Below are 12,214 nucleotides of genomic sequence, written 5' to 3'. Positions count from 1 at the left end.
ATGACAACCAATCTAGACAGAGAGCGCGATAACTGGTCTTTCCATACCAAAGAATTGATCGATACTTTACCCCTACCCTGGACGCGTGGTTTACTCTATTTTCTGATTATTTTCGTCTCGATCATTCTCCCCTGGGCGATATTCTCAAAAGTCGATGAAACCGGTGTCGGACCAGGAAAACTGGAACCCCAAGGAGAAACAGTCAAAATCGATGCTATCGCGACGGGAAAAGTGGAAAAAATCTATGTCCGTGAAGGCCAAGAGGTGAAAGCAGGACAACCGATTTTAACCCTAGATTCCTCATTAATCGGCAAGGAAATACAACAAATTGAGGAGAAAATAGAAGGACAAAAAAGCCGTCTTTCCCAACAGAAACTTGTCAAAAGTCAGTTAGAGATTTCTTTAACCACCCAAAGCCAACAAAATCGCGCGGCAGCAGCGGAAAAAGAAGCCTCGATCGAACAAGCGCGGGAGAATGTGAACGCATTAATCAAGAAGGCCAAAATATCCCTAGAAGAACAACAAGCGCGGGTAAATCAAGCGAAAACCGCCCTCGCACAAAGTCAGACCGATTATCCGATTCTCAAAAGTCGTTATGAAACGGCTTTAAAAGAAGTCGATCGCTACCGAAAAGCGTGGGAAGATGGCGCGATATCGGAGGTGCAATTCATCGAGCGCGAGGACAATGCCAAGGAGCGCCAACAACTCTACGAGCGGGGAAAAGCGGAGGTAAAAGAAAATCAACATAAACTAGCGGAATTAAAAAGTGCCTACCGTCAGACGAGTCAACAAACGAGCGCCGATATCGCCCAAGCGCGTCTGCAATTACAGGAGCGGCAGCGGGGTTATCAAAGTCTCCGCCATTCCAACGAGTTGGCACTCTTAAGGGTACAGGAGCAGATTAACAATCTAGACACGGAGATCGCAACACTGGCATCGGAAATCGCCCAAAGCGAGAGCCAACGGCAAGCGCTCCAAATCCAACTAAGTCAGAGGGTTTTAAAGGCGAATACCGACGGCACAATCTTTTCATTACCGATTAAACGCGCGGGTGCGGTGGTGCAGTCGGGAACGCGGGTTGCGGAGATAGCACCGAAAGGATCGCGGTTTATTCTCAAGGCAGAAATGCCCACGGATCAAAGTCAATTTCTCCGCGCCGGTATGCCGATAAAAGTCAAGTTCGATGCCTATCCTTTTCAGGATTACGGCATTATCGGCGGCAAGATCACCAAGAAATCACCGACGGCGCTCGAAAAGGAAACGCCAAACGGAAAAATTAACGTTTTCGAGCTAGAAATTCAACTCGATCGCTCCTGTATTCAAAAGGGAAATCAATGTATTCCCCTCAATCCGGGAGATACGGCTACCGCAGAAGCGATCGTCCGTCAGCGTCGGGTGATCGATTACATCCTCGATCCCTTTAAGGATCTACAAAAAGATGGGTTAAAACTGTAGTTTTTTTCAGGAGTCATTATGTCCCATAGTATCACCATCACCAATCAAGACCTTATCCAACAGCTTAAGCTATCGGGGAAAGTCCCCGAAATGGTCGAGGGAATTATCGCTCGGAAAATCATCACCGAAACCGCCACGGCAGCGGGGATTAAAAACACGACTGACGAGTTACAACAGGCGGCCGATCAATTCCGTCTCGCCAAAGAATTACATAACGCCAAAGATACATGGAATTGGTTGCAAAAACAGGGCTTATCCCTAGATGATTTCGAGGCGATCGTTCAATTCAGTTTACTATCGGGTAAATTAGTCGAACATCTTTTCGCAGACAAAATTGAATCCTATTTTATGGAACACCAGCTGGATTATACTGGCGCGGTGATCTACGAGGTGGTGTTAGCAGATCAGGCGATGGCGGAGGAGTTGTATGAATCGATTCAGGAGGAGGAAATCAGCTTTCAGGAAGTAGCGCATCGCTATATCGAGGATGTGGAGTTACGACGCAAGGGGGGTTATCGCGGTACTGTTTACCGTAAGGATTTACGACCGAATCTTTCGTCCGCAATTTTCGCATCGGATTCTTCTCGATTGTTGAAGCCGCTGCAAGGCGATCGAGGTTTTCACCTGATTTTTGTCGAGGAAATCCTTAAACCAAAATTAACCGAGGAGTTGGCTCTGAAAATCGGTGTTGATTTGTTTAACGGCTGGGTAAAGGAGAAGATTCAAGAGATAGAATACGAGTTTAGTAATTAATCGTGAACGGGGTGGGCATTGCTCACCCCGCAAACATAGTAAGGGAAGATAAGAGTTATGGAATGTGTGATCTGTAAACACGGTACGACTCGATCGGGTTTTGTTACCGTTACTTTAGAGAGAGATAATTGTATCGTGATTTTAAAACAAGTCCCTGCGGATATCTGTCAGAATTGCGGGGAGTATTATCTAAGCGAGTCGGTCACTGCGGAAGTTTTACAGAAGGCTGATCGCCTATTTTGTAGGTTGGGTTGAAGCATGAAACCCAACATCATCCCCCTATTATTCTTCATGTTTTGTGTTGGGTTGCACTTCGTTTAACCCAACCTACGGATTATTTTACTATAAGATTAATACAATATGGATTAATAAAATACCAATAATCCGATTATTCTTGAGTGAGCTTATTCAGCATAAAAACCAACAAAGCGATTTTTAATACATACACTTTTAAAAATTCCTGAATCTATTCATTAACAGAATTCCCAGTTAATTAAAAAAATAAAGGCTCTCCTGGTTTTCGTGTGTTAATTTTTGTTATAAATTAAAGCAAGCAAACAGCTTAAGTCGAAGATGTTCAAAATTGGTAAATCCATAACTCATTCTTTTAATAAGCTTGATTTTGGTATTCATTCCCTCAATTAATCCGTTGGTTATATGATTTTCAAAGTAATTACAAATACCAGGCAAATGCTTCTGGATCATGCTGGCACTACTTTGATATAATATCCCGCCTATTCTTATCCATTTTTCCAATTTTCTCTCAGCACCTCTGAACGTTCTACTACTTTGATAAATTTGTCTAATTTCTTCTTTCATTTCCCAGGCTATTCCCAAGCAGGGATGTTCTTTCAGGATAACTTCTAGTTGTTGTTTTTGCTCGTCCTTTAAGTCCTCTTTATTCTTCCATAATAAATGAGGTAATCCTTTTTCATGCACCCCCATTAACTTTCTCAATTTATTAAGCTCGTCATTAATGATATCCATTACATGAAAACGGTCATAGATGATTTTAGCATTGGGAAATAATTCCTTGCTCACTGCTGTAAATCCTGACCACATATCGACGCTCACTTCTTTCACCTTCTCCCGAACTGCGTCTGGCTGTGCCTTTAAGGCTTCCATTAATTCTTCTTGCTTATGTCCTTTAATCACATCTAGTAAAATTTTTTTGTCCAGATCTACGACCGTTGTTATGAAATCTTTATGTCCTTTTAAGTTACTAAATTCATCCAAGCTTATTCGTTCTGGTGCTTCCCACTCTTCCTTTTCTAGTTCTTTAGCACAGTGATTAAATATTAACTCAACTTCTGACCATCCTAACCCTTCTTCTCGACTTATTTCTTCGATGCTACAATTTTTTACTCTCTCATAAATCATCGATTCATAGCGAATTGTCTGAGGCTGTCTTAATCTCATAAAACTCAGTCTTTCGCTGATATACTTTTGGCACTTTTGACAATGAAACTGGCGGCGTGGTACTTCTAAATATACCGGATTGCCTAATATTGACAAATCTCTGACTAGATTATACTCTGTCTGATTGATTCTGTCCAAGGTTTGATGGCAATTCGGACATTCAATTGTTTCATTTAAAAGAGCGAGCTTTAGGAAAATTGTCTGAGCAATTTTTTGATAATTGACCACTGTTACATTTGGTAAATCGAGGAGTTGATCAAAATTTATCCACATAACCCACCTCCTGTTCTGTGTTACTATTATACCATGCTCACACAGAACCTAGAAGAGCCAGAAACTTGCTCTACCAACTTAGTCAGGAGGGAAATTTATCTCAACGGCAAATGGCCGTCTGGCTCGGATGTCATCAAAGCACAATATCACGGGAATTAAAAAGGAATCAAAGTTCTCTTGGCTGCTATCTACCTGACACAGCACAAGCTGAAAGCGAGACAAGGCGAAAAAATGCCAAACAACCCTTTAAAAATGTCAGCGAGTCAGCCTTAGAGTTGGTCAAAGAAGGATTGAAAGATTATCATAGTCCCGAACAAATAGCAGGTCGTCTGAAAAGAGCCAGTCAAGAATCTCTCAGTCACGAAACCATCTATCAAATGATCTATCAGAACTATCACGGATGTGGAGAGTACCAGAAATATTTACGCCGGGGGCTTTGTCAAAGAAAGAGTCGAGGCGGAGCAAAAAGTAAGCGTGGAGGGATTCCAGGGCGTGTAGATATCAGCGAGCGACCAGTAATTGCTGACCAGAAAACTGAAATCGGTCATTGGGAAAGTGACACAATGATTGGAGGCAATCATCTAGGAGTTCTCGTTACTCATGTAGATAAAGCCTCGAAATTTTTAGTAGCAGGATTAGCCAAAAACAAAACCGCATCGGAAATCAATAGAGTCACAGAAAAACTTTTTCAAGAGATTCACCCTGACAAAAGAAAAACCTTTACTTGTGACAACGGCAAAGAATTTTGTGGACATCAAGAGTTGAGTCAGAAACTAGGAGCAGATTTTTATTTTGCTACTCCTTATCATTCGTGGGAGAGGGGATTAAACGAGCATACCAATGGACTGTTAAGACAATTTTTCCCTAAGGGAACGAATTTTAAAATCGTTAAGCCAGAGGAGGTGGAAAGAGCCGTAAACTTGATTAACAATCGTCCTCGAAAATGTCTTGACTATCGTACCCCGAATGAGGTATTCTATAAAGGTAGATCAGACAGTGATGCAATTCAGACTTGAATTGGCCCATCATACAAGACTAATGTTCCTGATTCTAAGTGTTTAATTGCTAGGTGCTTCTCAATTTTCTCTTGTTTTTCTAATAACCAATCTAAGGCGTTATATAATTCGTCTTCATCGGCTTTCTCTAAGTCTAACAATTGTCCTAAACTCTGACTACAAGTCTCGCTATTAAACCCTCTCGCTGTGGCTAGTTTCGATTTAGGATTGATGATTCTTGCCACAATCATCGCCACCACTAAGTTTCTGATTCGTGAGGATTTTTCACTGATTATTTTATCTAAACCTAATTTTTTAATCGTCTCTAAAATAGCCATTACATGACCATGAGGAAGACTTCTAATCACTTCAAAATGATTGGGAATGCCTTCAGTCATGGACAGTGTTGCGCCTTTAAGAGCCAGTTTCAGATTGTCGATAATATCATCGGGTAATTTTGAGAGATTGGCCAGGGTTCTTTTTTTGACTTGATCTCCTTCTCGGTAGGACTCCCGAAGAAGAACGGCGGGGGGGGAATTACGGTTAGGAACTTTTTCTATATACATGGCTATCATTCTAGCAAATAGAGAGAATTCTTGTCCATTAAGAAATGTTACAAATTACATGGGTACATTAAGAAAGGTTAAGGGGCGTATCCATTGATGGATAAGGGTTTTCGGCTATTATAGTATATATGTATGGGGGAAGTTCAGTAATTAGGGTCTGCTGAAAAAGTTTGTTGGTGGGGGCAGGGTGTGGGGTGTGGGGTGTAGGGTTTTACCGATTTTGAGGTAGTCAGTTACCTAATTTTCAGGGAAAAAGTACCTGAATTTTACCCCCGATCCCTCCAATGGTCGGCACTTTTTGAGGGAAAAAAAGTCTAAAAGCCTTATCCAACAAGGTTTTTAGATTTATTCAGCAAGCCCTAATTATGAAAAAATAGGAATTGTTGGAAAACTGAGGCGAGTGGACTGTTCGACCAGGAATCAATCAACAGAAATTGAAGTCAAAAATCTAGACCATCTGGGATTAGTAGCCGGAATTATCGATGAAATAGGAATCGTTGAAATTATCAACGAACAAGTCTCAATTGAGCGAGGAGAAATTGTCACAGCGGGGCAAGTCGTCAAAGCAATTATCCTGAATGGATTGGGATTTGTCTCCTGGGACTTGTATTTATTTCCTCAATTTTTTGAAGATAAAGCAACCGAACATCTGCTGGGAGAGGGCATCGAACCCAAACAATTAAATGATGATAAAATTGGTCGAGTAATGGACAAACTTTATCAACTTAATGTTTCGGTCATTTTCCTACTCATTAGTTTAGCCGCCGTGAAAAAATTTGGTGTAGCAACCGAGAATTCCCATTTAGATTCGACTTCTCTATCAGTAGAAGGAGAATATAAAAAGGAATACCCAACAGTAGAAATCCTGAAATCAGGAGCAGTGGGAGAAGAAATTGAAACCAGACAAAAGCCAATAAAAATTACCTACGGATACTCCCGCGACCGAAGACCTGACTTAAAACAATTTATGATTGACTTAATCGTAAGTGGGGATGGAGATGTACCTTTATTCCTGAAAGTAGGGGACGGAAATGAAGCGGACAAAGCGGTTTTTGGTCAAATCGCCCGAGAATTTAAAAAACAAGTTGACTTTGACAGTTTAATAGTCGGCGATAGCGCCCTCTATAGCAAAGAGAATTTAAAACTAATGAGAGAAATGCGTTGGTTGTCTCGAGTCCCCTTCAGCATTAAAGAGGCTCAAAAGTTAGTCGATAGCATCTCAGAAAAAGAGTTAACCGATTCAGAAATACCGGGTTATTCCTGGCGGGAAACAAGCTCTAACTATGGGGGGATAGAACAAAGATGGTTGCTAGTTGAAAGTCAAGCTAGACAAGAATCAGACTTGAAAAAATTAGAGAAAAAAATCGAGCAAGAAAAGAATTCTGCCCAAGAAAAAATCCGCCAACTATCCCGAAGAGAATTTGAGAATAGAGCGGTGGCGTTGGCGATATTCAAGGGATTATCTGACTCCTTAAAATATCATCAGTTAACGGAGATTAAAATCAATCTCATTCCGCCTGAGTCCCAGCAGTCAAAACTTAAATCAAAAGACGATTTATCCTCTCAAAGCTATCAAGTTCAAGCCGAATTAGAGTTAAATTTGCCAGCCATTGAGAGGCTAAAGAAACGAGCAGGACGATTCGTTTTAGCAACTAACGAATTGGAGAAAAAACGATTGAGCAGTGAGGATATACTCAAAAAATATAAAGGGCAACAAGCTCCAGAAAGAGGATTTTCTTTTCTCAAAGACTCCTGCTTTTTTGCCCACAGTGTCTTTCTCAAATCTCCCCATAGAATCGAGGTCATGGCCATGCTCATGGGCTTGTACCTGCTGGTTTATACTATTGGTCAAAGACAACTTCGTCTGAACTTAAAACAGCAGGAGACGGGACTGAAAAATCAGTTGGGTAAGTTAACTGACAGACCAACATTACGCTGGATATTTCAGAACTTTCAAGGGATTCATCTCCGACCTATTCAAGACAATCAAAAGATTAGTAACTTAACGGATGAGAGGCGCAACATTTTGAGATTTTTTCCCAAACCTTGCCAGGAATATTATCTCTTATCTTGACGAGAGGTATTGACTTCAAGGGGTAATAAAACGGCTCTTCGGGAATTGTTATGCAAATAATTAACTTAAAATAAAATTCGATGAGAGTACCTAAGCTCAAAAGTAGCTGAAATCCATACAGGGAAGGACTTAAGGCACAAACAGGTTAATGCCAAAAGATAGACAATTGAGTTAAGATTTGATATAATTGCCAAAAACGAGATTATTTTACTTATGATACTTGACAAATTTTTGAACCTACAAGGAACCTGTATTCAAGGCTATCGACACCTAGAAAATATCGGTATAGTTTTCCGAATCGAATCGAAAAATCAAAAAGCAATCTGTCCTCGTTGTGGGTTAGAGAGCGATAAACTCCACCAAAATCATCGACATTTAGTCAAAGATTTACCAATCTCAGGTCAACCAGTGTACCTACAAGTTAATCGTCGTCAATTTAAGTGCGGTAATTGTCAGAAACCCCTGACAGGGGGACAAGCGAGCTAGAAAACTTGCTAACAAAGGCTTCTGGCTTCTCTCACTAGAAATAGATCTAGCGATTCTAGGCAAAAAGCTAACGAAAGAACTAGGGATAGGAGCGAGCTTACTAGGAATTATTATTAATAAGTGAGAGATGGTGCGGCAAACTTTTTCGAGCTAAAACCATGAAAAGCTTACGATATATGGATTTCAGCCTTCTTGTCCCCCTGTCAGCAGAAACCCTTTAGCGAAGAGTTAGATTTTGTCGCCAAGAAACGAACCTATACAAAAAGACTAGCCGAGAATATACTCGAACAATTAAAAGAAGGAGATATTTTAAATGTTAGCCGAAGAAATGACGTAACGGAAGAAGAGATTCAAAGAATGATAGAGGACATCGCCGAAGAAATTACAGAGCCAGACCTATCGGAATTAAAAAGACTAGGAATTGATGAAATCGCTCTAGTCAAAGGGCAAAAAAATTACTGTGCAGTTTTAGTAAATTTAGATACGGGAAAACTAATAGCTATTCTAGAGAAGCGAACACAAGAAGAATTGAGGAAAACGCTGACAGGCTGGGGAAAAGAGGTGTTAGAGCAAATTGAAGAAGTCAGCATAGATTTTTGGTTGCCCTATAAAAATTTGGTGAAAGAATTGATGCCATCGGCCGAGGTAGTCGCCGATAGATTTCATGTAATGAAACAAATTAATCAAGAGTTAGACGAACAAAGAAAAGCAGAAAAAAGAGCCGTAGAAGCGCAGAGAAATAAAAAACAGAAAGCGGAAAAAGAAGCGAAGCTAGAAGTTTTAAAGCGAAGTAAATATAGCTTGTTAAAAAATGAAAAAGATTTAACGGAAACCCAAAAAATCAAACTAGAAGCTATCAAAGAAAATTTCCCAAATTTGAAAAAGATGCACGAGTTAAAGGAAGAATTTAGAAAGATTTATGAAACCTCAGAGAATCCGACAGAAGGACTGCTATCCATCTCGGAATGGTTGGCAAAATCCTCCAGTGTTTTTACTAAGAGTTGTCAAACAATCCGAAACTGGTTTGGAGAAATAATTAGTTATTTCGAGCGAAGGACAACGAATGGGATGGTCGAGGGAATCAACAATAAACTTAAACTAATAAAACGGAGAGCCTATGGCTTTAGAAACTTTCGGAATTTTTGGGTTAGAAGTATGTTGTCTTGGCATCTTGTATGTTAATTTAGCATAAAGAGTAACGAAGAGCCTTTATTATTTGAGGATGAAGAAATTGATGATGGTTCTCTGAACGTGATTAAAGCCAATCGGAGTGAATCCGCTCAGTCTAAAGAGAGAAAAAAACGGAATCAAGAGAACCTCCCTGTGCATAGTTTTCGGACTTTGTTGGAAGACCTGGGGACAATTTGCTTGAATACAGTGGAATGTACGATTAGGGAGGGAAGTTATCGTTTTTCTAAGATAACTCGACCGACCCAACTGCAACAAAAAGCGTTAGATTTATTGGGAGTTTCCCTGATTTGTACCCAGTAACGGGGCGGCGGAAATTCTCTTAATCCCTCCTACAGCATAGGTTATGGCCTTTTGTCAACGGGGAAGTCCAGTTATATGCACGCAGAAGAACCCATGCAACGCTCGCTGCTGCGCTACGAATTGATGGGGCGCATCAAACCCTATTCCATGTTCATGCAGAAAGCCGAGCGTGACCTGGTTAAAAAAGGACAAGAAGACGGCGATCGCAAGGTTGTCTTTTATGTGCCGAATTCTTTCAGCCAATCGGTGCGGTTCTTTAGCGATCACATTCATCTGGACACGTTTCTAGTAATACCAATTCTCCAAAGTCTGACTACAGAAGTTTAATCCCCCTAAATCCCCCTTAAAAAGGGGAACTTAAAGGGGGATTTAAATTCGATGTGTAGTTTTCATTTAGAGAAATGGTATAACCGTGTCACCGATGGACAGTAACGGCTATTTCACCTTCGGAACCAATAACGATTACACCAGCAGCGCCGCCAGGGCAGCTAAACGGCTGATCGTGGAAGTCAACCAGAATATGCCCCGGGTTTTCGGACGATCCTTATTAGATCTCTTGCATAAGTCTAGACAAAATAGGATAAAATAGTCCAAGAGTTAAGATTGAAAGATGACTTACGAACAAGTAAAAACTTTAAAGCCAACAGAGTTCAAACGCTTGTGTGGCGTGTATCCAGATACATTTAAGGATATGGTAACAGTCCTAAAGGCAGAAAAAGTTTGGCAAAAAAAGACAGGTAGACCTAGCAAATTGAGTACGGAAGACCAACTACTAATAACACTAGAATATTGGCGAGAATATCGCACCTATTTTCATCTGGGAAATAGTTGGGGTATTAACGAATCAACGGCGTATAGAATTGTTAGGAAAGTAGAGAATATTCTCATCAAATCAGGTCTGTTTAATCTACCTGGAAAAAAAGCCCTCTTAGAAAGTAATAGTGAAATAGAAGTAATAGTGGTGGATGTGTCAGAACAGGAGATAGAAAGACCCAAAAAAAACAGAAATCATACTATAGTGGCAAGCAGGGATACCACACATTAAAGTCGCAAGTACTTGCCGATCTCGCGCAGCGAGCGCGTTGCGACCAAAAAAGCGGGCAGGTAATCTGTGTCCGTTGTGAGAAAGGAAGAGTCCATGATTTTCGACTGTGGAAAGAGAGCAAAATAAGGTTAAATAAGAAAATAGAAATATTAGGGGATAAAGGCTATCAAGGAATTCAGAAGCTCCATCAAAACAGTCAAATTCCTCATAAAAAAAAGAAAAAAGAAAAACTAAGTAAAGAGCAAAAAAAAGCCAATCGTCAGTTATCACAACGGCGCATAGTTATAGAGCATATTCATCGTCGTCTCAAAATATTTCGGATACTTTCATCAAGATACAGAAATCGCAGACGGCGATTTGGTCTGAGATTGAATTTGATTGCTGGTATCTACAATTACGAACTTCGTTACCGACAAAAGGATATATCTTGATTACTTTTGCAAGAGATCTATTGAACGAATTCAGAACGAGAAGACATGAAAGCTCGATCTAATCCGCATCCAGTAACCCCTCATCTCTCATCGAATCGCCTGTTTTAAACTACGGCAAAGTTCTTCGAGGGATTTTAGACCATCGCCGGGGTAATTATCGGCCAAACGTTTAACCATGGCACTGCCGACAATTACCGCATCAGCACCCCAGTTTTTCACCTGTAGCGCCTGTGTCGCGTCAGAAATGCCAAATCCTACCCCGACGGGTTTATCGGTGACAGAACGGATAGAATCGAGCAATTCCTCCACTCTGGTGGCCACTTGCTTCCGCATTCCCGTCACTCCCGTGACACTAACCAGATAAATAAAACCTTGGGATTGCCTGGCGATCGCTTGTATTCGTTCCGGGGGACTGGTAGGCGCTACCAATAAAATCACTTCAATTCCCTTAGCGGCAGCCGGTTGCAGCAGACTTTCCGCTTCCTCTAGGGGTAAATCGGGAACCACCAAACCACTCACCCCGGCTGCTTTAATTTGGTCTAAAAAGACATCTATCCCGCGATGATAGATGGGATTATAGTAAGTAAACAGAATAATCGGAGCTTTCACCTCTCCCTGGGCATTTTTGACGATTTCTAGCACATCTTCCAACTTGACACCCCGATTTAAAGCGCGGGTGGCTGCCGCTTGAATAACCGGACCATCCGCAAGAGGATCGGAATAGGGAACCCCCAACTCGATCAGATCAGCCCCTGCCCGGTCTAAAATGCGTAAAGCTTGGGCAGTAGTAGATAAATCGGGATCACCGGCAGTAATAAAGGGAATTAAGGCACAATTCCCCTGGGAACGGAGAGAACGAAAACACTCGGAAACAGCAGTCATCGAAAATTACTGGAGAGATAAAGCACCGTCTATTATCTCATGGCGGGGAATAGCTCATCGCCGGTCGCTGTCAGCTCAGGTAAAGAATTTTGGTTCTTCGGTTTGTGTTATGCAATGGACTGGGGTTATAAGGGATGGACTCCTTATGTAGAAAGGCATTTGGCGATTTTTGTCAATTGTTTTTTATCTAGAGCGAACTCATCAATTAAGTCTCTTGCCAGAGAAGGATTTAGTCAATTTATGCCCCCCTATCGAACCATAACAAGTAACGAAGAGCCAGAATTTTTCAAGTAATACTTAAAGAATATTGACAAAATGGCGATCAAGGGTAAAATAGGCTCAGT

Annotated in this window: 11 protein-coding genes and 3 pseudogenes; 11 read left to right on the top strand and 3 right to left on the bottom strand. The window is 41.1% G+C overall.

What is annotated here, in order from left to right:
- The 3 genes from ACQY1Y_RS15210 to ACQY1Y_RS15200 are packed head-to-tail and all read left to right on the top strand — an operon-like array spanning nucleotide 1 to nucleotide 2,463.
- Nucleotides 1–1,455 (top strand): HlyD family efflux transporter periplasmic adaptor subunit, encoded by a 1,455-nt coding sequence (locus ACQY1Y_RS15210; RefSeq protein WP_430013073.1) that lies wholly within the window; start codon nucleotides 1–3, stop codon nucleotides 1,453–1,455.
- An 18-nt stretch (nucleotides 1,456–1,473) separates the two neighbouring features.
- Nucleotides 1,474–2,208, top strand: a complete 735-nt coding sequence (locus ACQY1Y_RS15205; RefSeq protein ID WP_430013072.1) for a foldase protein PrsA — start codon at nucleotides 1,474–1,476, stop codon at nucleotides 2,206–2,208.
- A gap of 57 nt (nucleotides 2,209–2,265) precedes the next feature.
- The gene (locus tag ACQY1Y_RS15200) at nucleotides 2,266–2,463 is read left to right on the top strand and encodes a type II toxin-antitoxin system MqsA family antitoxin (RefSeq protein WP_069475497.1); all 198 of its coding nucleotides are present in this window, start codon (nucleotides 2,266–2,268) and stop codon (nucleotides 2,461–2,463) included.
- 282 nt (nucleotides 2,464–2,745) lie between these two features.
- Here the strand turns inward: ACQY1Y_RS15200 and ACQY1Y_RS15195 are convergent, their stop codons facing one another.
- Complete coding sequence (locus ACQY1Y_RS15195) at nucleotides 2,746–3,900, bottom strand: ISL3 family transposase (protein ID WP_002735266.1); 1,155 nt, start codon at nucleotides 3,898–3,900, stop codon at nucleotides 2,746–2,748.
- 17 nt (nucleotides 3,901–3,917) lie between these two features.
- On the opposite strand from ACQY1Y_RS15195, the gene ACQY1Y_RS15190 reads away from it, so the two are divergent.
- Nucleotides 3,918–4,916, top strand: a complete 999-nt coding sequence (locus tag ACQY1Y_RS15190) for an IS30-like element ISMae39 family transposase (protein WP_430013071.1) — start codon at nucleotides 3,918–3,920, stop codon at nucleotides 4,914–4,916.
- 8 nt (nucleotides 4,917–4,924) lie between these two features.
- On the opposite strand, the pseudogene ACQY1Y_RS15185 reads toward ACQY1Y_RS15190, so the two are convergent.
- A pseudogene (locus ACQY1Y_RS15185) lies at nucleotides 4,925–5,461 on the bottom strand (IS1634 family transposase); the annotation flags it as partial.
- 400 nt (nucleotides 5,462–5,861) lie between these two features.
- Here ACQY1Y_RS15185 and ACQY1Y_RS15180 point away from each other — a divergent pair.
- From ACQY1Y_RS15180 to ACQY1Y_RS15150, 7 genes and pseudogenes are all read left to right on the top strand, one after another.
- Nucleotides 5,862–7,535: an IS1634 family transposase gene (locus ACQY1Y_RS15180; RefSeq protein ID WP_430013070.1), complete on the top strand. Its 1,674-nt coding sequence runs from the start codon at nucleotides 5,862–5,864 to the stop codon at nucleotides 7,533–7,535.
- Between the two features lie 213 nt (nucleotides 7,536–7,748).
- Nucleotides 7,749–8,021: a transposase family protein gene (locus tag ACQY1Y_RS15175; RefSeq protein ID WP_430013069.1), complete on the top strand. Its 273-nt coding sequence runs from the start codon at nucleotides 7,749–7,751 to the stop codon at nucleotides 8,019–8,021.
- 207 nt (nucleotides 8,022–8,228) lie between these two features.
- Nucleotides 8,229–9,203: pseudogene (locus ACQY1Y_RS15170) on the top strand (ISL3 family transposase); the annotation flags it as partial.
- 24 nt (nucleotides 9,204–9,227) lie between these two features.
- A pseudogene (locus ACQY1Y_RS15165) lies at nucleotides 9,228–9,512 on the top strand (IS1634 family transposase); the annotation flags it as partial.
- A 75-nt stretch (nucleotides 9,513–9,587) separates the two neighbouring features.
- A complete protein-coding gene (locus ACQY1Y_RS15160) occupies nucleotides 9,588–9,839 on the top strand; it encodes a hypothetical protein (protein ID WP_069474849.1) in 252 nt (83 codons plus the stop codon).
- Nucleotides 9,840–9,924: 85 nt separating this feature from the next.
- Entirely contained in the window at nucleotides 9,925–10,101 is a 177-nt protein-coding gene (locus ACQY1Y_RS15155) for a hypothetical protein (protein ID WP_306766097.1), read from the top strand.
- 21 nt (nucleotides 10,102–10,122) lie between these two features.
- Nucleotides 10,123–10,988, top strand: a protein-coding gene (locus tag ACQY1Y_RS15150) for an IS5 family transposase (RefSeq protein ID WP_420065259.1) whose coding sequence is annotated in 2 segments (ribosomal slippage) — nucleotides 10,123–10,513 and nucleotides 10,513–10,988 — 867 coding nt in all. Because the reading frame shifts where the segments join, the coding sequence is not laid out codon by codon here.
- An 87-nt stretch (nucleotides 10,989–11,075) separates the two neighbouring features.
- Here the strand turns inward: ACQY1Y_RS15150 and trpA are convergent.
- On the bottom strand, nucleotides 11,076–11,870 hold the full coding sequence (gene trpA, locus ACQY1Y_RS15145) for a tryptophan synthase subunit alpha (RefSeq protein ID WP_430013068.1): 795 nt from the start codon (nucleotides 11,868–11,870) through the stop codon (nucleotides 11,076–11,078).
- Nucleotides 11,871–12,214: the final 344 nt, after the last annotated feature.

This window comes from Microcystis ichthyoblabe FBCC-A1114 (assembly GCF_050500245.1).
GTDB classification, from domain to species: Bacteria; Cyanobacteriota; Cyanobacteriia; order Cyanobacteriales; family Microcystaceae; genus Microcystis; species Microcystis ichthyoblabe_A.
Note: the sequence above shows the minus strand (reverse complement) of the source record. Positions and strands in the feature narration are given on the sequence as shown.